The organism is Marivivens donghaensis, from assembly GCF_011806565.1.
Taxonomy (GTDB): Bacteria; Pseudomonadota; Alphaproteobacteria; order Rhodobacterales; family Rhodobacteraceae; genus Marivivens; species Marivivens donghaensis_A.
On sequence record NZ_JAATOP010000001.1, the window covers coordinates 78,227 to 98,789 of the forward strand.

Here is a 20,563-nt window from a genome sequence, read left to right on the forward strand (position 1 = left end):
ACGTGCAAAAGTTGTGCCAGCCGGGTGGCGGGATCAAACGCTTTCGGCGCGTTTCTCCGGATCGATGATCTCGCCAACGCGAATGCCGAAGCGTTCGCCCACCACCACGACCTCGCCTTTGGCGATCGGGGTGCCGTTGACCAGCACGTCGAGCGGATCACCCGCCAGCCGGTCGAGTTCGACGATCGACCCTTCGGCAAGGCGCAGCAGGTCGCGGATCGTCAGTTCGGTCCGGCCAACCTCGACGGTGAGCTTTACCTGAATGCTTTCGAGCATACGCAGGCTTTCAGCGGTTTCCTTGGTCGCTTCTTCAGTCATAGGTGCGCCCTTTCTTGAGCTTGGTCGGGTCCAGCCGCTTGCTCAGATTCAATGCGGATTTGCCGCTGATTTCGCCTGCGTGCGCTTCAAAGAGCGGCATCCCCTCGACACGCATGGTGACGCTGTCGCTCAGGTTCGCCGGAACGATGTCGCCGTTGTTCAAAGTCTTCAGTTTGCCGAGCGAGATCGTCGGCTCCACCAGTTCGGCGGTCACGTTGAGCGGGATCGACAGGATCGCGCGGGTCAGACGCTCGCGCCACGATTTGTCGTCGGCCACATAGTCGGACTGCATCCGGCTGCGCAGCTGGCTCGAAATCGGCTTCAGCGTTTGCAGCGGGTACAGAATATCGAAGCTCGCCGGTTCGAGGTCGGGAAGCTGGACCATGAACGAACAGTTCACGACCATCTCGTCACCGTCCACGAAGGCCGCGAATTGCAGGTTTTCCTCGCGGCTGACGAGCGAGAAATTAAGCGGCATCAGATCGCGCCACGCCAGACGCAGCGCCTGGTTGAGGTTATCCGTCACGATCTCGATCACGCGGTGCTCGGTCGCGGTGAATTCCGAACGGGTCGGACGTAGCGCGGTGATCGAGCCGCCATAGTAGGCATCCGTCAGCAGCGAGATGAACTGCGGCGGAATGACGATCAGCTGGTTGCCGCGCAGTTCCTCGATCCGGCTGTTGGTCAGCGAAAGGAACGGGTCCTGACTGTCGCGGTAGTCATCGAAGTTCCGGATTTCCGGCGGGAACGACGAAATACGCGGCTGGAAACGCAGCATCGGCATGAAGACCGAACGCGCGATGCGGCAGAAACGGTCGTTGATCATACGCAGCGCGTGGAATTCGCCGAGCAGGGAAAGGTCGTCGGAACCGAACTGGTAGCTGCGGTAGGAGACGCCGTTTTCGTCGCCGGCACCGTCCATATCCATGAGGCCGCCGACAAGCGCCGCGACTTCATTGGATGACAGTTTACGAGGTGACTTCACGATTGGTGCTCCGACTTACTGAAGAACGAAACTGGTAAAGAACACGTCTTCGACGCCCCCGAACCCTTCGAGCTGCTCAAGACGATGGTTCACGGTATCTTTGATCGCGGACGCAAGCTCGGTACGCCCATCCGCGCCTGCAACCTGCTCTTCGGTGAAATTGCTCATCACACCGAGGATATCCGAGCGGATCGCGACTTTGTGGGTTTCGACGTTCGCCGTGACCTGTTCGCCGTATTGCGTCGACATGCCGACGCCGATCTGAAGGTACTGACGCGAGTTGTGCAGGTTGGTCGTGAGCGCTTCGTCCATCTGGTAATAAGACGTCACGAACAGCGGCGTTTCCGGCATTTCGCGCGGGATACGGGCGGGCTCGCCATCACCTTCGCCTTCGCCCTCACCTTCGGCGGTTTCGTCGACGGGCTCCGGCGCGAGCAGGGAAAGCGCGCTTTGTGCAGGCGACATCGGGTTAGCGAAATAGAACCAGCCACCCGCAAAACCGGCGCCCAGCAGCACGGCGGCCATCACCAGCCGCGTCAGCAGCTTGACGATCTTTCCGACGATCCCCGGTTTCTTTTCTTCTTCGTTTTCGTCAGCCATGAGTGCCTCAAGCCACCAAGTTCACAAGGCCGCGGACCTGTTGACGCTGGGCTTGTCCCGCGTCGTCGGTCTGTTGGCCGTTACCATTGTCGTAATGTCCGGACGGGCCGTTCTGGCCGCGTTGTCCCGCATTGTTCTGCCCGCCGCGCGGATCGGCGCTGGCGTTCTGCCCTGTCAGGCTGAGGCCCGATTTCGACAGAAGTTCGCTCAGGCGGCCTTCGGACTGGTTGAATAGCCGTGCGGCCTGTTCGTTGTCGGTCAGGACGGTCACATGGGCCGCGCCGTCGCGCATCTCCAGACGGATGCGCAGCGTGCCGAGGTTGTCGGGCGTCAGTGCAATATCAATGTTGCCGCCGTCCTCTGTGAACTCGGCTTCGATCTGCGTTGCCAGTTGGTCTTCCCAGCCAGGCGCGGTCATGTCGAGCGGCTGTACGTCCGGATTTTCTGTCTGCGTCGTGTCCGTCATGCTGGTCGGTTCAGCGGCTGCGGCATTGCCCACATCCACTTGAACGGCAGGCATGGGCTGCGCTTTAGGTTGCTCGGCGGTTACGGTCTTGTGCGTAACCTCTGTCGCGTTCTCCATAATCTGCGCGAAACGCGAAGGACGCTGGGGTACTTTCGGAGCGGCGATCTCGACGGACTCGGCAGGCTCACCGAAGTCGTCGCTGACGGTCTCCTGGGTCGTGACGGTGTGCGCAGTTGCCGGCTTGGCCTGTTCAACACGCGCGGCGTTCGCCTGTTTGACCTGAGGCGCCGCAACCTGTTGGGCTACGGTCTGCGCCGCGGCAACGGGAGCATCAGCGCGGCGCGCGGTCTGTTGCGGAGCCTGAACGGCGGCAGCAACGACCTGTTCAGGCGGTTCGGCGGTTTCTGCATCAGGCGTGGCAACGATTTCTGCCGTCTCTTCCGTCTCGCCCTTCGGTTCATTCGTCTCAGCGACCTGAGCCTTCACCTCGGGCGCGACGGTGACAACGGTTTCGGGCGCAACCTCTGCTTCCGCAATCACTTCGGTCACGGGCACTTCAGGCGCCACGTCTTCAACCGTCTCATCCGTCAACCCGACGAGCTGTTCGACCAGCGGATCGGCTTCGGTCTCGGCTTCGACGTCTTCACTGACTGCAACCATTTCAGGCATAATCTCTTCGCCGACAGTCGCTTCGCGTACAGCCATTTCGCCAGCAAGGGCGACGACCTCGACGGGCATTTCGAGCGGTTCTTCTTCGCCTTCAACCATAGGAGTTCCGGTCTGTTGGGCGAGTAGGGCGAGGATCGACGTCTCGCCGCCCTCGGTCGATGCACCCGCATCGCCGTCAGTCAGCAGCAAATCGGCAAACCCCGACTGGGTTGCGTCGCCGTTGGTCAGTAGTTCGGCCACGCCTGCCTCACCCGCTTCGCCTTCGGCGGTCGGCATGATCTGGACGAACAGTTTGTCGAAGAGCGCGGACTCGGCGGAGCGACCCGCAGCTTTGTGGGCTCGCCCGTGAGGGTGCGTCACGGTCTGTTCGCTTGTCGAAATCGGTTCCATCGGCAAATCCCGTTTGATCTTTGCTCGTTTACTGCAATGAGCGTGCCACTCAGCGGCGCGGCGTGATGCGAGACGCTTCCATCCGCTTTTCGCGCTCTTCTTCTTCGGCGCGGCGGGCTTGCTGGGCGGCATCGTTCAGGAAACGCGCCTTGTGGCTCTGTGCCGCCAGCGATTTACGTGTGGCGTCGAGCGCCGAAGCAAGCTCGACGGTCCTTGCACTCTGGTTCGCGGCTTCGGCAGCCAACTTGGTGTTCAAATGCGCGTTCGAGCGAAGCTCTGCCGCCGTCACAGGACCGGACACCTGACGTTCGTTCAGAATATCGCGGAGCTTTTCCGTCAGTTCGCTGGCGCGCGAGTGCGCGGCTTGCAGATTGCGAACTTCGGACAGAACGGCGGCCTTGGCAGCCTCTTCTTTTTTGGCCATCAACGAATAGAGATCGCTACGGTTACGCATTCTGTCCTCCGACTACTTTGACTAATTGTTCGACGCTCTGCGCAAAGGGCGCGGGTTCGTCGTGCGACTGTTTGATAAGATCCTGGATCTGCGGCCAAAGCTGTACGGCAGCGTCGAGGTCGGCATCCTGTCCCGCCTGATACCCGCCCATCAGCATGAGATCGCGGTTGTCCATATAAAGCGAAACCAGCTGGCGCAGGCGCAGCGCGGCTACGTTGTGTTCCTTGGTCACCACGTCGTTCATTACGCGGCTGACCGACTGCGGAATGTCGACCGCAGGGTAGATGCCCATCTGGGTCTGGCGGCGCGAGAGCACGAGGTGTCCGTCAAGGATTGCTCGCGCCGTGTCGACCACGGGGTCATTCGTCGTGTCGTCGCCATCAGCAAGCACGGTGTAGATCGCAGTGATCGCGCCTTGCCCCGGTTCGCCAGGTCCGGTGCGTTCGATGAGGTTCGGGATCAGCGACACGACCGACGGCGGATAGCCCTTCGCGGTCGGTTGCTCGCCCAGGGCCAGACCGATTTCGCGCTGAGCGTGGGCGACGCGGGTGAGGCTGTCCATGATGAGCAGAACCTGCTTGCCCTGATCGCGGAAGTATTCGGCGATCGCGGTCGCACGGCGGGCGGCCCGCAGGCGCAGCAGCGGCGAGCGGTCGGCAGGCACGGCGACCATGCAGAGCTTTTTCGCGGCTTCGCCCTTCATGATCGAGCGGGCAAAGGCACCAACTTCGCGGGCGCGTTCACCGATCAGGCCCACGACCACAACGTCGGCCGAGGTGAACTTGGTCATCATCTCGATCAGAACGGATTTGCCCACGCCGGATCCAGCAACGATACCGATACGCTGGCCCTGACCGACGGTGAGGCAGGCGTTGATAATCCGTACACCCACGTCCAGCGGTTTTTCGACGCCGGTGCGGGTGAGAGGGTTCATCTGCTTGCCCGCCAGCGGCCATTCGTCCGCGCAGAACGGGAGCGCACGACCGTCGAGCGGCTGGCCCTCGGCGTCTATGACGCGGCCCAGCAGCGACGGCCCGACGGGCACCATCCGGCCACCATTGCGCAGCCGTACATTCGCGCCCGCCATGATCGGCGCGCCGGGTGTGTCGAGGAAAACCATGTTTCGACCGTCGGCAAAGCCGATGATCTCTCCGTTCACGGTATCGCCTACTTCAGTGTCGATTTCGCACAGCGCACCGGGCGTCGCGGGAAAGCCGGAGGTCTGCACGATGAGGCCGTCATATTTGAGCACACGCCCCGTAATGGTCGGCGGTGCCATCTGCGGCTGACCCACGCGGGCCGAGATATCGGCGAGGAGCGGGTTCATTCGATTTCATCCGGCTGCGGCGGACGGATCGGTTTGTCGGCGGCCTTGTTCGGCGCGATGACATCTTCGAGGCGGATGGCTTCGCAGCGCACGATCACGTCGCCGCGTCCAAGTGTGGCATCGACCGAGATCATGGCCGTATCAATTGTTTCGCTCCCCGCAATCTCGGGCAGAAGTGCCGCGTGATCTTCGGGGTTCAGGCGGATTTTCACGGCGCGGATACCTTGGCTCACGCGGTCGGCGAGCGTTTCGATCCGCTTGAGGAACGCATCCGGCGTGTCGTCGATCTGCACGCCCGCGCGTTCGCTGGCGAGGCGCCGAACCGATTGGTCGATGCTTGCGGCGAGGTTCGCGCTGTCGTCGGGATGCACTTCGGAAAGGCGGTTGATGACGTTTTGCATCGTCGCACGAAGCACGGCCATTTGCGCGCGCTCGTCCGCGATTTCCGCATTCAGACGCGCACGTTCTTCGGCGATCCCTTCGGCCTTTGCAGCGGCGCGGGCGGCTTCGACGCGGTGTTCGACCTCGGCCTCGCTGATCCCGCTGACCTGCTCGATCACCGGCTCCGGCGTGACCGGCGCGATGGACGGATCTTCGACGATAACGGCTGTCTGCTGGGCAGAGCGGGGCGCAAAGGCGCCGCCGCTGGTGCCGTCTGTGTAGTCCTTTTTCTTGAACCCGTCGCCGTTCGTCGCGCGGATCATCGCGAGAATGTCGACGGGACGGATTGTGCGTTCTGCCTGATCTGCCATGTGTTACACCATCTGTTCGCCGCCACGGCCTGCGAGCACGATCGTGCCTTCGTCGGCCATACGGCGGGCTACTGCGACAATTTCCTTCTGGGCGTTCTGAACCTCGGTCAGACGTACCGGACCCATGGCCTCCATCTCGTCGCGGATGTTCGCGGCGGCGCGGGTGGACATACAGGCCAGCAGCTTTTCCTTGAGCGCCTCGTCCGCACCTTTGAGCGCGAGGACCAGCAGTTCGGTTTCGACCGAGCGCATGAGGGTTTGCATCGAACGGTCGTCCGATTTGATGAGGTTGTCGAAGACGAACATGCTTTCTTCGATCGACTGCTGCATATCCTTATCGCCCTTGCGCAGGTCACGCATGATACGCTGTTCCATGTCGGTGCGGGTGAAGTTGAGGATGCGGGCAGCCGCGTTGATGCCGCCGATCTGGCTGGCGCGCATGGTCGAGGACTGCTTGAATTTGCGCTGCATGACCTGTTCGAGGTCCTTCAGCGGCTCGGGCTGAACGGTGTTGAGCGATGCGATACGCTGCACCAGATCGCCCTGAACGTCGTCGGGCAGGAGGGTCAGAACTTCGGCAGCCAGCGCGTAGTCGAGGCAAGCGATCACAAGCGCCATGATCTGCGGATGTTCGTCCGAAATCAGTTCCGCAATCGCGCGCGCATCCATCCAGTCGAGGATTTCAATCGGCTTCTGTGTGTCCATCGGGTTGATGCGGGAAATGACTGACTGGGCTTTTTCGTCACCCAGCGCATCGGTCATCACGGTTTTCACATAGTCTGCCGCGCCAAGGCCGATACCGGTTTCGGCGCGCACGGCACCGAGGAACTCTTCGACCACCGCATCGAGCGTATCGCTGTCGATATCGCCGACGCTGTACATCGCAGCGCCAAGGTGCTGGACCTCACGCGGCGACATGTTGCGCAGGATCGACGCTGCGGCCTGCTCGCCGAACAGCATCATCAGGACAGCGGCCTTCTGTGTGCGCGTAACGTTTTTCAGTCTTTCTTGCACGTCAGCCATCTTAGTTCACCTGATCGATTTCATCGGCCATCATGCGGTGCAGGACCGAAGCGATACGTGCGGGATCGTCGGAGGCCAGCTGGCGGATCGCTGCGAATTTGTCCTCACGGCTGACTTCGGCACCCATCACGCTTTCGGCCATCTCGCGGCGGCGGCTATCGAGGCGCTTTTGCACTTCGGTCAGCGTCTCGCCTTCGCCGACTTCGACAGCGGCAGCCTGCATGGCGTGTGCAACTTCGAGCGTATCGCTGGCCGGAACCAGGACACGGTCCAGCAGCGGACGGACAACGCCGAGGCCGACAATGGCGAGGGCGAGGATGATCGCACCCTGACGGAGCAGGTCCGGCAGCCAGGTCATGCCGCGCACCGCAGAAACGCTGGCCACTTCGATGGGCTGGAATTCCTGCGCGACGATGGTCAGACTGTCACCGCGGTCTTCGCTGAAACCGATGGCGTTACGGGCCAGACGTTCCAGACCTTCGACATCGGGACCGGACGCGCCTTCCTCGCCTTCGGCCGCGGGTTCCTGACGCAGCACGATGGCGGCGCTGATACGGGTCACCTTGGCACCCGGCGCTTGAGTCGCGGTCACGGTGCGGCTGATTTCGTAGTTGCGGGTCGAGGACGAGCTGCGGTTTGTCGGCGAAGTGCTGGCGGCCTCTTCTGTGGCAGCGGTGTTCGCGTCGGCAAGCGTCGGATCGGGCGGCGGCGCGTTGGAGATTGCTCCTGGAATGCCGCGTGCGCTGCTCTGATTGCTTTCGCTTTCGGACGACTGTTCCGACAGAACGACCGAGCCGTTGGGGTCCAGCATCTCTGCCGTGGTTTCAGTGCGGGTGAAGTCCATATCCACGGTCACCTGAACCGACAGGTTATCGACCCCGACGATCGGGGCGAGGATCGCTTCGATACGCTGACGATAGAGGTTCTCGATCTGGACGCGGTGCTCCAGTTCGCGGTCGGACAGGATGAGCGAGGCATCGTCCGAGCCGCGAGACAGCAGGCGGCCCATCTGGTCGACGACCGTCACGTCCTCGCGGGCCATGCCGGGTACCGAAGACGAAACAAGGTTTACGATGGCATCGACCTGACCGCGATCCAGCGCACGACCCTGCGCCAGTTGCAGGAACACCGAGGCACGCGGCGGCTGGCTGTCACGCAGGAACGCCGAGCGCTCGGAAAGGGCGAGGTGGACGCGGGCACCGGTCACGGCTGCGATTTCGGTGATCGAGCGGGCAAGGTCGAATTCCTGCGCCTGACGCAGACGCGCGCTTTCGACCGACTTCGACGCACCCATCGGCAGATCGGAAATAACGTCGCTACCGGCAGGAACGCTCTGCGGCAGACCGGCAGAGGCAAGCAGCATACGGGCACGGTAATAATCGGCAGAAGGAACCTGAATATCGCCGGTGGCGGTGTCGACGACGGCATTGATCCCGTTGGACGAAAGCGCCTCCATCACCTGCGCCTTATCGCCCTCGGCCATACCGGGGTACAGCGTGGTACGGGCAGGGGCCGACAGCAGCGACCACGCCAGCAGACCTGCGACCATGACCACGACGATCATGATGGCAGGCATCGCACGCTGGATAGCGGGCTGCCGCGTCATGGCGAACACGTTCGAAAGCATTCCGCCAGCTTGCGAAACAAGCGATCCGCCTTGTGCGGGCTGCTGGGTAGGAGCAAGTGCCATAGTTCAGTTCCTGTTTGTCCGTCCCGATCAGACGGGCATGTTCATGATGTCGCGGTAGGCGGTCAGCGCCTTGTTCCGGACCTGCAAAGTCAGCTGCATCGAAAGGGACGCGACCTGCTGGTCGATCATCACGCCGGCCAAGTCCTGTTCTTGGCCCATTTCGAATGCGGTCGCGCTTGAGCGCGCTTGTGTCTGTGCGGCGTGGAGGTCTTCGAACGCCCCCTTCACCCGTGACTGGAAATCCTCGCCCTGCGGTGCCTGTACCGCTGGGTTCTTCACTTCGCGCTGTGCTTCCTGCAGCAGCTGAAGTGGAGACATGTTGCTGGAAATTCCTCCGATACTCATTGCTCGATACCTTTATTAAGGAGGGGTTTAGATGGCCTCTGCCATGTCGGGCAGGCTGAGGGTTTCGCCGGCGTCGATCACCAGATCGTCGGGCGTGATGCGGTCGTTTTCACAGAGAACCAGCGCGCGCTGGATGACGTTTTCCAGCTCACGGACGTTGCCCGGCCAGTGGTGCGCCTGAAGTGCGCAGAGCGCTTCGGCAGTCAGCAGCGGCAGCTTCATGTCGGCGGGGCAGTGACGGGCAGTCAGAACCGCAGCCAGCACCGGAACGTCTTCGTTGCGCATGTTCAGTGCCTGCGTGGCGAGCGGGAACACATTGAGACGGTAGAAAAGGTCTTCGCGGAAACGGCCTGCGCGAACCTCTTCGGGCATGTTGCGGTTCGAGGTCGCGACGATGCGGATATCAACGGCGACTTCGGTCTGCGAGCCAATCGGGGTGACGGCGCGTTCCTGAAGCACGCGGAGCAGTTTCGACTGCAAACCCATCGGCATTTCAGACACTTCGTCGAGCAGCAGCGTGCCGCCGTCGGCTGCGCGGATGATGCCCTTGTTGCCGGTCGATGCGCCGGTGAAGGCACCTTTTTCGTGACCGAACAGGATCGCTTCGAGCATGTTTTCGGGGATCGCGGCGCAGTTGATGGCGACAAACGGCTTGTCGGCGCGGCGCGATGCGCTGTGGATCTGGCGGGCGAGGACTTCTTTGCCCGAGCCGGTCGGGCCGTTGATGAACACGGTGACGTCCGAGCGGGCGACGCGGCGGCTCAGGTCGATGAGCTTTGCGGTCGACGGCGTTGCGGCGGCCATGGCACCAACGATGCCGCCCAACATGTTGCCCAGTGTCAGAAGCGCAGCGTTCTGGAGAAGCGGCGCGTCGATGGTCGGGATGCTGACACGTACGAGGCGTCCGCCCAGTTCGGGGGCCTCCTCATAGTGGGTCGCACCCTCGGTCACGATGATGACGGTCTTGGCGCCCGCCTTGCGAACGGCGTCAATCAGACCGCGGGTGCCGCCCGATGCAGCTTCCACTTTGGACGAGACGACGATGACCTCGCTGTCACACTCTTGTACGGTTCCTTTACCGATTTGAATGCGGCGGCGTTCCAGAAGCTCTGCAATCTGGGCTGCTGCGTTGAATTCGACGTCTACGATATGGATCTGGGGCATGGCTCCCTCCGCGTTGGTGTACGCAGTTGGAAAAGCACAGACCGTGCCACGTCGGATTTTTGCCGCAAATTTTTTTCGAAATTGCCCTAAAACGGGTAATTCCCGTGCCGATAAGCAGGAACTGTGAGGAAAAGCGTGTCGAGCTGTCGGCTCCGCGCTGTCGGTAAAGAGTCAGAGTCCGGTTTCTTGACACTCCCTTAGGGTAAGGCGCCAGCGCGACAGGAGTCTTTCGGACCTCGAAGGTGCAGTTCACGCGAAGTAACCGTATAAAACTGCCCCACCCCATACTTTCGGGTATATCACATTTCGGTTGAATGCACCGTTTCTAGGCCCGTGACAGATCAAGGGACCTGGGCCAAATGCTATCAAAAACCTATCACCTGAAGTTCCCCAATCTCGATGCCGCGCAAATCGCTGCCCCGTTTGTCATCGAGGCGCTCGGCAATGCTATCCCGTCCTGCAACCTCACAGGGTTGAATGTCGTGATCAGCAAAGAGGGGGATGTATCGATCAATGTGTTCTTCCAGAACGTCAATGATCTCAAGAACTATGAAAAGAAGCACGGCGGCTTCCTGGATTCAATGAAGAAGACCTTCCTGTTCAAGTCCACGGGCTTCGACGGGGTGTGCATCTACAACTACGAGCGTGGCGACGACGAAGCAGCGTAAAGAGCTGTTCCGATTTGGCCTGAAGCTTGCAGACCGACGTTGAATAACAGAGGCGGGCTCGCCACGACGGACAAGTTCCGGCTTCTGTATCAAGGACTTAATTGATGAGCGCACAACCAGAAACATCGACAGATACCGGCCTTGTCCGGGTGTCGTCAGAAAAAATCAGCCGGTTGATGGACCTCGTTGGAGAGCTTTCTCTCAGCGTTTCCGAAACCGTGCATTCGCCTGACCTACAGGGTCTGGATCTGGCGTCCTTCGATGCAGCTGTCCACCGCCTCACCATGATTGTCCGCGAAGTCCAGGACGTCGCTACCGAACTCCGTCTTGTTCCCATGGATGATGTCTTCAAGCGTCTGCGCCGCATGGTGCGGGAGCTCGAGCGTCAGACTAAGAAGAAGATCGACCTCGTTATCGAGGGCGGTGACACCGCCATCGACAAACTCGTTGCCGACAAACTCTATGACCCTCTGCTGCACGTTCTGCGGAACGCGGCAGACCATGGTCTTGAAGGCACCGAAGAACGTATCGCAGCCGGAAAAGGCGAACGGGGGCAGATCCGTCTGGCCGCGAGCCAGGTCGGCAGCGAAGTCCGTATCATCGTCGAAGATGACGGCCGCGGCCTCGCACGGGACAAGATCCTTGCCATCGCCCGCAAGCGTGGCTTCTTTGGCCCAGAAGAAGAACCCGAACCCTCCGTGCTCTGGCGCGTGATCTTCGAGCCTGGTTTCTCGACGGCGGAAGTTGTCAGCAACCTTTCGGGTCGCGGTGTCGGCATGGACGTTCTGAATGCCACGATGGTGGCCCTGCGTGGCCGCATCGCGGTGGACAGTACGGCAGGGAACGGCACGCGCGTGTCGCTCTTCATTCCTGTGTCGCTGGCCTTCCTCGACTGTATCATCTTGCGCCTTGGCGCGACGCTGTTTGCGGTTCCGATCGACGTTGTTTCCGAGATCGCCCGTCCCGACCGCGAAGAACTGATGCACGTCTCGGCCGACCAGAACCGCGAGCTTCTCAAGCTGCGGGGCACGATGATCCCCATCGTGCGTCTGGATGAGTTCTTCAACGAAGCAACGCATGGTGAGGGCCGCAAGCCGGTGCCGCCGATCCTCGTCGTCTTCAACACCGCGACCGGCCCGATCGCCATTCCGGTGGATGAAGTGCTCGACCGCCAACAGGTCGTCATGAAACCGCTTGTCGGCAAGCTTGCATCCGTCCGCGCGAGCTGGGGCTGCGCCCTGCTTGGCACTGGCGAAGTTGCGCTGGTTCTCGATTGCGAGCGCTTGGCAGCAGGAGCAGCGAAATGATTAACGAAGAAGCCGGTTTCGAACAAATCCGGTCGTGGCTCGGCCAACGGTGTGGGATCCACTACACCGACCAGAAGAAGGACCTCCTTCTTCAGCGCCTGAACCGCGTTCAGAGGGCGTTCAACATCGAGCGTCTTGCCGAAATGTCGCGCCGCCTCGGTGACAGCGCGGAGCACGACCTCCAGCTGGCCGTCATGCACGCCGCATCGACCAACCACACCTATTTCTTCCGCGAAATGGATGTGCTCGACAAATTCCGCGACATGATCCTGCCCAAGCTGGCAAAGCGTCAGGACATCCGCATCTGGAGCGCCGCTTGCTCCACTGGCGACGAAGCCTACACGCTCGCGATCATCATCGCCGAGGCGCTGGGCATGGATGCGCTGCGGCGTGTGTCGATCCTCGGCACCGACATCAGTGCGCCTGTCGTCGAGCGTGCGGAGGCCGGTATCTTCGGTCAGCGCCAGCTTGAACAGGTGCCGCCGGGACTGCTGGGCAAGTACTTTACGCCGGTCGGTATGGGCCAGTATGAGGTCATCGACGCGATCCGCAGCCGCTGTACGTTCCGCCGTTTGAACCTGAAGACGCAGCCTTATCCGTTCAAGCAGCCGTTCCAAGTCGTGTTCTGCCGTAACATCCTCTATTATTTTGATGTCGCTGACCAAAAGGCGACCATCAATGCGATCTACGATGTGACGGAACCCGATGGTTTCCTGATCACTTCGGTGACCGAGAGTGTTCGCGAACTGTCGAACCGCTGGGAAAACGTCGCGACCAGCATCAGCCGTAAACCTCTGGGGAGTGCCGCATAATGCCGTCGTCCCAGCCCATCCGTGTATTGATTGTCGATGACAGCGCCATGATCCGTCGTGTGCTGGCCATGGGCATTGATCGCGAGCCGGACCTCGAAGTGGTCGGCTTTGCGTCGAACGGCGAGCAAGCGCTCGACCTGATGCAACGGATGCGTCCGGATGTGATTACGCTCGACCTCGAAATGCCGAGCATGGACGGGCTGACGTTCATGCGCAGCTACATGAAGTCGACACCGATCCCGACGATCGTCATTTCCTCGGCGACCACGGGCAACCGCAGCATCGCACTGCAAGCGGTCGAGGCCGGTGCGGTCGATATCATCTCGAAACCGCAGGGCGGCACCAACGTCGGCCTTGCGAGCATGATGGTCGATGTCTGCCAGCGTATCCGCGAAGCTGCCTCGGCCAAGACCGGTCTGGCGTCGAACAAAAGCCGCGTGATTGCCGAAGCGCTCGGCGCCGCGCCGATCCAGGTGCCTGCTGGCCGCGCTGCGTCGTGGGTCCATGCGATCGGAGCCTCCACGGGCGGCATTCAGGCGCTGTCGACCATGCTGCCGCTGTTCCCCGCGAATTCGCCCGGCATCGTGATCGTGCAGCACATGCCCGAAGGTTTCACGGCCTCCTTTGCCGCGCGTCTGAACACCATCTGCCCGATGGATGTCCGCGAAGCGAAAGACGGCGACATCGTCCAACCGGGCCGCATTTTGCTGGCCCCCGGCGGAGCACGTCACATGATGCTCGTCCGGTTCTCGATGGGGTACCGCGTATCGCTGATCGACGGCGATCCGGTCTGCTACTCGCGTCCGTCGGTCGACGTTCTTTTCCACTCGGTCGCCAAGGAATGCGGCCGACGGTGTTCGGCGTCGATCCTGACCGGCATGGGCCGCGACGGTGCCGAAGGAATGCTGTCCATTCGTCGCGCAGGCGGCGCGACGTTTGCACAGAATGAAGCAACCTGTGTCGTCTACGGCATGCCTCAGGCTGCTCACCAGATGGGGGCCGCGTCAAAGATGTTGCCGCTCGAAGATATCCCCGCCGCCATGACCCACGCGATGGGGGCACCTGTGCGCCCCTCACTGAAACAACCCTGAAGCTGAAGGAACCCCGCTATGACCGAAGCAGCTCAACTCACCGAAGACGCCCTGAACGCGGCCGCCGCGCGGGGAGACGCCGCATTCGCGGATGCAGATAACGTCGATGATATGTACCTCACGTTCGCGCTGGCGGACGAGGAATACGGCGTCGGCATCGGCGTTGTGACCGAAATCGTCGGTATGCAACGCATCATGTCCGTGCCGGACATGCCCCACTACGTGAAGGGCGTGATCAACCTGCGCGGCAAAGTCATTCCGCTGATGGACGCACGTCTGCGCTTCGGCATGGAAGAACGTCCCTACGACGACCGCACTGTTGTGATCGTCATGGATGTTGCTGACGCCCTCATCGGCCTGATCGTGGACGGCGTGAGCGAAGTACTCGAAATCCCGCCGAGCCAGGTCGATGCACACGGCCAGTTCGGAAAAGGCGGGCGTTCGGTCATCTCCGGCATCGGCAAGATCGGAGAGCGCGTATCGATCCTCTTGGATGTACAGGTCCTCGTTTCGGACAGCGACATCTCGTTGCCAGCAGACATGCTCTGACGAGGCACCATGACGGACGAAACTGAAAAAAAGAGCAGCAGTAGCCCCTCCAAGATCACTCGCACGGCGAAGGCTTCCCCCAAACAGCCTGCTCCCGAGCCCGCCCCTAGGAATGATGAAATGACTGAGAAATCTCCGACTATGACTCCTGAACTGGAAAACATCATTGGCGATATGTCGGCGCAGAACCTGCTCGACCTTATCGGTACGCCGGTCACCATCGCCGACGAAAACATGGTCATCCGCTATGTGAACGCGTCCGCGACCAAGCTGTTCAAAGACGTCGAAAAAGACATCCGCAAGGATCTGCCGAACTTCTCGGTCGACAGACTCGTGGGCACTTGCGTCGACGACTTCCACGTGAACCCTGCGCACCAGCGCCGTATGGTCGCCAGCCTGACCGAAACATACAATGGTACGCTGTCGGTCGGCGGTCACCACTACGCATTCATGGGCACGCCGCGCTTCAATGCCGAGGGCAAGCTCATCGGTGTGTTCGTGGAGTGGCAGGACCAGACCTCGGTCGTGAACAACGTGAACGAAGGCAAGGCACTTGCTGCCGAGTTCGAAATGATGGCCCGCAAGCACACCGAAGGCTTCATCTCGGTCACTGCCGACAGCGCGAAATTCGGCGAAGAATTCTCGCGCGTTGTCGATGGCGTCAACGAAATGGTCAAAGCTCACATCGACACTAAGAAGAAAGCAATCGGCTTCGTAACCGACCTGGCGAACGGCAACTTCGATACGGAACTTGAACAGTTCCCTGAAGAAAAGGCATTCATCAACGTGGCACTGGAAGGCGTCCGCGAACGCTTCCGCGGTGTTGTCCGCGAAGCCGAGCGCATGGGTCAGAGCATCCTGCGCGGCGACCTTGATGTTCAGGCGAACACCGAAGGCTTCAGCGGCGAATTCCGCACCCTCCTCGGTACGCTGGACGGCATCAGCAACCACGTCAGCGCCGTGATCGAAGAGATCGAGAACCTGTCGAACAGCATCGTTCAGGGCCGCCTCGACGTGAACGTCGACACCCGCCGCTTCGAAGGTGCTTACGGTTCGATCATGCGTGCGTTCGAAGGCTCGTTCGGTTCGCTGAACTCTACCTTCAACACCATCAATACGCAGGTCGGTCAGATCGTCTCGACCGTGGACCAGATGAGCCGCGCCAGCCAGTCGCTCGCGACGAACTCGCAGATCCAGTCGTCCTCGGTGGACGAGGTTTCGTCCTCGACCGAAGAGACCGAAAGCCAGGTCAAATCCAACGCCACCGCAGCCGGTTCGGCCCGCGATCTGGTCGTCGGTGCCTCGGTTGTCGCTTCGGACGGCAAGGTCAAGATCGGCGAGATGGTCAACGCTATGGACGGTATCCGCGCATCGAGCCAGGACATCGCCAAGATCATCAAGGTCATCGACGAGATCGCCTTCCAGACCAACCTGCTTGCGCTCAACGCTGCTGTTGAAGCAGCCCGCGCAGGTCAGCACGGTCGCGGCTTCGCAGTCGTTGCTCAGGAAGTCCGCAACCTCGCTGGCCGCTCCGCAAAGGCAGCCCGCGAGACCAGCGAACTGATCGAAAGTGCGTCGAGCCGCGTGCAGGAAGGTGTTCGCATCGCGGACGAAACCTCCAGCGCCTTCACCTCGATTGCGGATGACATCGAAAAGGTCCGCACTCTGGTCGGCGACATCGCAACCGCTTCGGACGAACAGTCCCGCGGTGTGGCGCAGATCAACGTCGCAGTGGGCGAGATCGCCAAGTCGGCACTCTCGACCAGCCAGCAGGCGGACGAACTGGCCGCTTCGGCAGCCCAGATGCAGGCCGCAACCGAAAATGTCCGCTCCGAGATCGCACGCTTCTCGCTGCGCGCCATGAATACGTCGACCGCCATCCCTGCGGGCCTCGAAGGTCTCCCGCCGGAAATGATGGCCCAGATCCAGGCAATGCTTGCCAATCAGGGCAACGCCAACATGGCTCCGGCTCCGGCTGCAAAGACCGGCACCGGCGGCAACCGCAACAGTGATCGTGACGAACGCGGTTTCGGACACTTCTAACGAATAACGAGCTCGGTCGGCGGGCCTCCTAACCCGCCGGTCATCTTCCACAGGAGAACGTAAATGCCCCATAACGTAATGATCGTCGACGACGCAGCGATGATGCGTCTCTACATTGCCAGCTTCATCAAGACGCTGCCTGATTTCAAAGTGATCGCCCAAGCCGGTAACGGTCAGGAAGCACTCGATAAACTGGCGGATATGCCGAACGTCGACCTGATCCTGCTCGACATCGAAATGCCCGTCATGGACGGCCTCGAGTTCCTGCGCCACGCAAAACTCAAGACCCGCGCCAAGATCGTCATGCTCTCGTCCGTGGCCGTTTCCGGCTCGGCACACGCTGCCAAAGCCCGTGAACTCGGTGCTGACGGCGTCGTGGCAAAGCCCTCGGGCACCGTTTCGCATGACCTCGAAGAGAAGGCCGGCGACGAACTTGCAAGGGTGATGCGCGCACAGTTCGCAACAGCCTGATCGGGCGCGCGTGCGCCCGCCGAATTTCTACTGCAACCTTTGACGAGAGACTGTCATGTCTGACGAAATGGACGAAATCTGGGCACTCTATCTGGACGACGGGACGCAATCCCTCGACCAGATGGAAGCCGCACTTCTCGCGCTCCAAGACGGCGATGCAGCCACAGCAGGCGAGCACGTCAGTGCGCTCTTCCGTGCTGTCCATACGTTCAAAGGTAATAGCCGCGTCCTGGGGCTCGCGGTTGTAGAAAGCCGGGCGCACTACTCCGAAGATCTCATCGGTCTGGTGCGCGACGATGGCGTTCCGCTGGATGAGGAGATCATCGACATCCTGCTGCTCGCCTCCGACGTTCTGCGCGACATGCTGGAGCAGACCTCGGCCAGCCGTTCGGACGTCGATCCAGCGTCGTCCGAAGACCTGATGCAGCAGCTCAAGAGTAAGATTGCGCGCTGCAAGGGCGAGGACGAGCCTACCGGCGAAGAGCCTGCCGCTGAAGCGCCTGCCGCAGAAGAGCCCGTTGCCGAAGCTCCGGCCGAGGAAGCACCTGCCGAAGAGACGGTCGCAGAGGCCGAGCCCGAAGAGCCTGCCGCGCCGGCCTCCAAGATGCCCGACATCTCGGATGCGATGGCGTCGCTGGGCGACGTGGACAGCAATTTCGGTGACGACGACTTCTTCGAAGACGAAGCCGCGCAGACCGACGATCTGAACGACACCGTTGCAGACGTTCCGGACGTTGCCGATCCTGTGGTCGCGGAAGAGCCTGCACCGGAGCCGGTAGCCGAAGAGCCCGCAGCCGAAGAGCCTGTGGCCGCAGCACCTGCCGCGCCGTCCACGCCGAAGCGTCTTATTGACGATCCGACCTACAAAGACATTTTCCGCGGCATGGCCGACGGTGCGCTGACGAAGTTCCGCCAGTATATGGGCGACTACGCAGGCGACGTCTCGGGCACATACGCGCTGGCCAAGCGCCAAGCCGACGACCTCCACCACGCCGCGGGCCAGATGGGCCTGAACAACTGGTGCGACGTGCTCAAGCTATTCATGGACCAGCCCGAGGCCGATGCCGATACCGGCGTCGAACAGATCGCCGCGTTGGTTCTCAAGATCGAAGAACTGACCATCCTTGACCTGTCGGACGAACCGCAGCCCATCGCGGCTCCGGCAGAGGGCGAGGAGACTTTCTTCGACCGCCTGAAGGACGTTCTGCACAATCTGGCGAAGGTTGCGCTCGACTGGACCACCGGCGACGCGCCCGAAGTCAGCTCCTACGCCGACGACGTGAAGTTCGTGATCGGTCTGGCCGACGAGCGTGGTCTCGTCCGTGTTGCCGACGCTGCAAAGCGCCTGACCGAGGTCAACAGCGCCAAAGCGTTCCGCTCAGCCGAACTGCGTCTTTACGAAGAACTGGCCGCTGTCGAGCGCGTTCTGACCGAAGAAGCTGCGGCGTCCTCCGTCAGCCCGTCCGAACTGCTACGCCACTGGTGTGCCGAACATGCCTTCGACACCCTGTCGGCTGTCGATCACGCACTCGAGGGCATCAAGACGGGCGAGAACGTCGACGAACAGTACAGTGCATTTGCCCGCCAGATGCGCCTCGTGTTCCACGCGTGCGAATACCACAAGCTCGGCACTGCCGGTCAGCTGGCGATGTCGCTCATCGACCTCTTTGGCCGTGTGCAGACCTCGGGCATCGGGCTCGACGGCATTCTCATGCACATCGCGCGCGGCTTCATCGACACCATCGAGCTTGTATTCGACGCGCTGGAGCAGGGCGAGATCCCCGACACCCAGAACCTCGCCATCCTGTTCGAGCAGGCATCGACCGCTGCGTTCAGCCAGGAAGGCGTGCTGACCGCGACCGCCATCGAACGTCGCCTCCAGCTGCCCGACGAATTCCACCGCGTTCTGTCCCCCGACAGCGTGCGTACCGCGTCGAAGGCGATCGAGGCCGGTCACCATTTCTATGTAATCCGAACAGACATCAACAACGACGAGAACCTTGCCGAACGCTTCCTTGAATGGATCAGCGGCGACAACGTTGAATCGATCACCAACGTCACCGTGTTCCGTGATGCGGAAACGCTGTTCGACTTCCTCGTCTCGACCCCGATGGACAATGCGTCGGTCATCACCGCGCTGACCGAGATGGACCCGTCGGGCAAGTACCTCGAACTGCTGCACACTCTCGAAGACCAGCAGCGCGAAGACGGACCGTCCGACAAACCTGCGTCCAAGAATGCCGACCAGCCGATCGGGCAGGGGCCTGGCCTCAGCTCCGAGATGCTCGAAGCGATCAGCGAAGTCGCGGCCAGCCAGGCGATGGTCAACCACATGCTCTCGGATCTGGCAGAAACGGGCCTTGCCGAAAGCATCGAAGTCGCGCTGCGCGTCGCAGACCAGAACCCCGCGCAAAGCCGCGATATGGTCCGTAAGATCGTCGGCGATTTCTCGGCTCGTTTGCAGGAAACCGTACAGGTCGAAAGCCAGCTTGTCGGTCAGCTTGCCCATCTTCAGGAACAGACCGTCGCGATCCGTTCGCGTCCGCTCGAGCTTCTGATCCGCCCACTCGAAGCGCTCGTCGAAACGCTGTCCCGCCGCAACCGCGGTCAGGCCAGCATGACCAGCTCCGGCGGCGAGATGTCGATCGACGTCACGCTGATGGAGCACCTGCGCAAGATGCTCCGCACAATGCTGACGGACCGTCTGTCCGCTGGCGACGACGTGGCACCCAATGCGATCCACATGGCCTTCCAGCGCGACGACGAACGCGTGCTGGTCACCATCGACGACGACGGCAAGTCCGCGGACACAGCCAACCTCGAAGCCGAACTGGCGCCGATGCTCAAAGCCACCTCGGCAGAGCTGCGCAAGATCGTCCTTCCGGGTAACAAGGGTCTGCGCTTCCACATTTCGATGCCGCTCTCGATGGTGGTCCTCGAGGGGATGGTCGTCGGCGTGGGCGGCATCCGCTATGTCATTCCGGTCGACACGATCCAGACCATCATCCAGCCGCAACCCAAGGCCCTGCGTCCGATCTCGGCCGCGAATGGCCGCGTGATGCTGCGGATGGAGGACGGCTCGATGGTTTCGGTCCACCACCTCAACGACACGTCGATCGGTGCGTTGAAGGAAGAGGACGAAAACGGTCAGCGCCGTGTCTTCGTGGTGCTCGGCGTCGGTGAACGCCGCCTTGCGATCCCCGTCGATGACCTTCTCGGACAGCAGCTTGTCCTCCTTCGTCCGCTGCGCGGCGTCCTGCGCCAGATGCGGAATCTCAACGGCATTGCTCTTCTGGCAGGCGGTGAGGTTGGCATGGTTCTGTCGACAAATTCCTTGCTGTCCGACGCGTCCGAAGCGGCATGATTTTTGCAAATGACGTCGTGAAAGAACGGCGTCATTTGCTTAACAAAATCGCCATTCTGACGTTGAGGTATACAA

19 protein-coding genes are annotated in these 20,563 nt (G+C 61.3%); 8 read left to right on the forward strand and 11 right to left on the reverse strand.

Annotated elements, in window-relative coordinates; all coding sequences use genetic code 11:
- Positions 1-33 precede the first annotated feature (33 nt).
- From fliN to HCZ30_RS00415, 11 genes are read right to left on the reverse strand one after another with little or no spacing between them, the layout of a single operon-like run.
- Entirely contained in the window at positions 34-318 is a 285-nt protein-coding gene (fliN, locus tag HCZ30_RS00365) for a flagellar motor switch protein FliN (RefSeq protein ID WP_167635778.1), read from the reverse strand.
- Positions 311-1,306, reverse strand: a complete 996-nt coding sequence (gene fliM, locus HCZ30_RS00370; protein ID WP_167636245.1) for a flagellar motor switch protein FliM — start codon at positions 1,304-1,306, stop codon at positions 311-313. Before fliM ends, fliN begins: the two co-directional genes overlap by 8 nt.
- Before the next feature lie 12 nt (positions 1,307-1,318).
- On the reverse strand, positions 1,319-1,903 hold the full coding sequence (locus HCZ30_RS00375; RefSeq protein ID WP_167635779.1) for a flagellar basal body-associated FliL family protein: 585 nt from the start codon (positions 1,901-1,903) through the stop codon (positions 1,319-1,321).
- A 7-nt stretch (positions 1,904-1,910) separates the two neighbouring features.
- Positions 1,911-3,428, reverse strand: coding sequence for a flagellar hook-length control protein FliK (locus HCZ30_RS00380; RefSeq protein ID WP_167635780.1), 1,518 nt, complete (start codon positions 3,426-3,428; stop codon positions 1,911-1,913).
- 49 nt (positions 3,429-3,477) lie between these two features.
- Positions 3,478-3,882 (reverse strand): hypothetical protein, encoded by a 405-nt coding sequence (locus tag HCZ30_RS00385; protein WP_167635781.1) that lies wholly within the window; start codon positions 3,880-3,882, stop codon positions 3,478-3,480.
- Positions 3,875-5,209: a FliI/YscN family ATPase gene (locus HCZ30_RS00390; protein WP_167635782.1), complete on the reverse strand. Its 1,335-nt coding sequence runs from the start codon at positions 5,207-5,209 to the stop codon at positions 3,875-3,877. The genes HCZ30_RS00385 and HCZ30_RS00390 overlap by 8 nt, the downstream gene beginning before the upstream one ends.
- Complete coding sequence (locus HCZ30_RS00395; protein WP_167635783.1) at positions 5,206-5,961, reverse strand: hypothetical protein; 756 nt, start codon at positions 5,959-5,961, stop codon at positions 5,206-5,208. The genes HCZ30_RS00390 and HCZ30_RS00395 overlap by 4 nt, the downstream gene beginning before the upstream one ends.
- 3 nt (positions 5,962-5,964) lie before the next feature.
- Positions 5,965-6,984, reverse strand: coding sequence for a flagellar motor switch protein FliG (fliG, locus tag HCZ30_RS00400; RefSeq protein ID WP_167635784.1), 1,020 nt, complete (start codon positions 6,982-6,984; stop codon positions 5,965-5,967).
- A 1-nt stretch (position 6,985) separates the two neighbouring features.
- On the reverse strand, positions 6,986-8,674 hold the full coding sequence (gene fliF, locus HCZ30_RS00405) for a flagellar basal-body MS-ring/collar protein FliF (RefSeq protein WP_167635785.1): 1,689 nt from the start codon (positions 8,672-8,674) through the stop codon (positions 6,986-6,988).
- A gap of 27 nt (positions 8,675-8,701) precedes the next feature.
- The gene (fliE, locus tag HCZ30_RS00410) at positions 8,702-8,992 is read right to left on the reverse strand and encodes a flagellar hook-basal body complex protein FliE (protein WP_228069161.1); all 291 of its coding nucleotides are present in this window, start codon (positions 8,990-8,992) and stop codon (positions 8,702-8,704) included.
- A 54-nt stretch (positions 8,993-9,046) separates the two neighbouring features.
- The gene (locus HCZ30_RS00415; protein WP_167635787.1) at positions 9,047-10,183 is read right to left on the reverse strand and encodes a sigma-54 interaction domain-containing protein; all 1,137 of its coding nucleotides are present in this window, start codon (positions 10,181-10,183) and stop codon (positions 9,047-9,049) included.
- Positions 10,184-10,542: 359 nt separating this feature from the next.
- Between HCZ30_RS00415 and HCZ30_RS00420 the strand changes: the two genes are divergently transcribed.
- The 8 genes from HCZ30_RS00420 (at position 10,543) to HCZ30_RS00455 (ending at position 20,488) form a co-directional block, all read left to right on the forward strand.
- Positions 10,543-10,851: a hypothetical protein gene (locus tag HCZ30_RS00420; protein ID WP_167635788.1), complete on the forward strand. Its 309-nt coding sequence runs from the start codon at positions 10,543-10,545 to the stop codon at positions 10,849-10,851.
- A gap of 104 nt (positions 10,852-10,955) precedes the next feature.
- Positions 10,956-12,158, forward strand: coding sequence for a chemotaxis protein CheA (locus HCZ30_RS00425; protein ID WP_167635789.1), 1,203 nt, complete (start codon positions 10,956-10,958; stop codon positions 12,156-12,158).
- Positions 12,155-12,970 carry a CheR family methyltransferase gene (locus tag HCZ30_RS00430; protein WP_167635790.1) on the forward strand — a complete coding sequence of 272 codons (816 nt, stop codon included), beginning with the start codon at positions 12,155-12,157 and terminating at the stop codon, positions 12,968-12,970. The genes HCZ30_RS00425 and HCZ30_RS00430 overlap by 4 nt, the downstream gene beginning before the upstream one ends.
- Positions 12,970-14,061, forward strand: coding sequence for a protein-glutamate methylesterase/protein-glutamine glutaminase (locus tag HCZ30_RS00435; RefSeq protein WP_167635791.1), 1,092 nt, complete (start codon positions 12,970-12,972; stop codon positions 14,059-14,061). Before HCZ30_RS00430 ends, HCZ30_RS00435 begins: the two co-directional genes overlap by 1 nt.
- A gap of 18 nt (positions 14,062-14,079) precedes the next feature.
- Positions 14,080-14,610, forward strand: a complete 531-nt coding sequence (locus HCZ30_RS00440; RefSeq protein ID WP_167635792.1) for a chemotaxis protein CheW — start codon at positions 14,080-14,082, stop codon at positions 14,608-14,610.
- Between the two features lie 120 nt (positions 14,611-14,730).
- Complete coding sequence (locus HCZ30_RS00445) at positions 14,731-16,653, forward strand: methyl-accepting chemotaxis protein (protein ID WP_246212504.1); 1,923 nt, start codon at positions 14,731-14,733, stop codon at positions 16,651-16,653.
- Positions 16,654-16,716: 63 nt separating this feature from the next.
- Positions 16,717-17,124 (forward strand): response regulator, encoded by a 408-nt coding sequence (locus HCZ30_RS00450; RefSeq protein WP_167635793.1) that lies wholly within the window; start codon positions 16,717-16,719, stop codon positions 17,122-17,124.
- Positions 17,125-17,179: 55 nt separating this feature from the next.
- A complete protein-coding gene (locus tag HCZ30_RS00455) occupies positions 17,180-20,488 on the forward strand; it encodes an Hpt domain-containing protein (RefSeq protein WP_167635794.1) in 3,309 nt (1,102 codons plus the stop codon).
- The last annotated feature ends 75 nt before the right edge of the window (positions 20,489-20,563 follow it).

Coding starts and splice junctions, on each gene's coding strand:
- HCZ30_RS00455 (WP_167635794.1), top strand. CDS start 17,180: ATGTCTGACGAAATGGACGAAATCTGGGCACTCTATCTGGACGACGGG.
- HCZ30_RS00435 (WP_167635791.1), top strand. CDS start 12,970: ATGCCGTCGTCCCAGCCCATCCGTGTATTGATTGTCGATGACAGCGCC.
- HCZ30_RS00420 (WP_167635788.1), top strand. CDS start 10,543: ATGCTATCAAAAACCTATCACCTGAAGTTCCCCAATCTCGATGCCGCG.
- HCZ30_RS00430 (WP_167635790.1), top strand. CDS start 12,155: ATGATTAACGAAGAAGCCGGTTTCGAACAAATCCGGTCGTGGCTCGGC.
- fliG (WP_167635784.1), bottom strand. CDS start 6,984: ATGGCTGACGTGCAAGAAAGACTGAAAAACGTTACGCGCACACAGAAG.
- fliE (WP_228069161.1), bottom strand. CDS start 8,992: ATGTCTCCACTTCAGCTGCTGCAGGAAGCACAGCGCGAAGTGAAGAAC.
- HCZ30_RS00425 (WP_167635789.1), top strand. CDS start 10,956: ATGAGCGCACAACCAGAAACATCGACAGATACCGGCCTTGTCCGGGTG.
- HCZ30_RS00390 (WP_167635782.1), bottom strand. CDS start 5,209: ATGAACCCGCTCCTCGCCGATATCTCGGCCCGCGTGGGTCAGCCGCAG.
- HCZ30_RS00385 (WP_167635781.1), bottom strand. CDS start 3,882: ATGCGTAACCGTAGCGATCTCTATTCGTTGATGGCCAAAAAAGAAGAG.
- HCZ30_RS00375 (WP_167635779.1), bottom strand. CDS start 1,903: ATGGCTGACGAAAACGAAGAAGAAAAGAAACCGGGGATCGTCGGAAAG.
- HCZ30_RS00445 (WP_246212504.1), top strand. CDS start 14,731: ATGACTGAGAAATCTCCGACTATGACTCCTGAACTGGAAAACATCATT.
- HCZ30_RS00395 (WP_167635783.1), bottom strand. CDS start 5,961: ATGGCAGATCAGGCAGAACGCACAATCCGTCCCGTCGACATTCTCGCG.
- fliF (WP_167635785.1), bottom strand. CDS start 8,674: ATGGCACTTGCTCCTACCCAGCAGCCCGCACAAGGCGGATCGCTTGTT.
- HCZ30_RS00440 (WP_167635792.1), top strand. CDS start 14,080: ATGACCGAAGCAGCTCAACTCACCGAAGACGCCCTGAACGCGGCCGCC.
- HCZ30_RS00450 (WP_167635793.1), top strand. CDS start 16,717: ATGCCCCATAACGTAATGATCGTCGACGACGCAGCGATGATGCGTCTC.
- HCZ30_RS00380 (WP_167635780.1), bottom strand. CDS start 3,428: ATGGAACCGATTTCGACAAGCGAACAGACCGTGACGCACCCTCACGGG.
- fliN (WP_167635778.1), bottom strand. CDS start 318: ATGACTGAAGAAGCGACCAAGGAAACCGCTGAAAGCCTGCGTATGCTC.
- HCZ30_RS00415 (WP_167635787.1), bottom strand. CDS start 10,183: ATGCCCCAGATCCATATCGTAGACGTCGAATTCAACGCAGCAGCCCAG.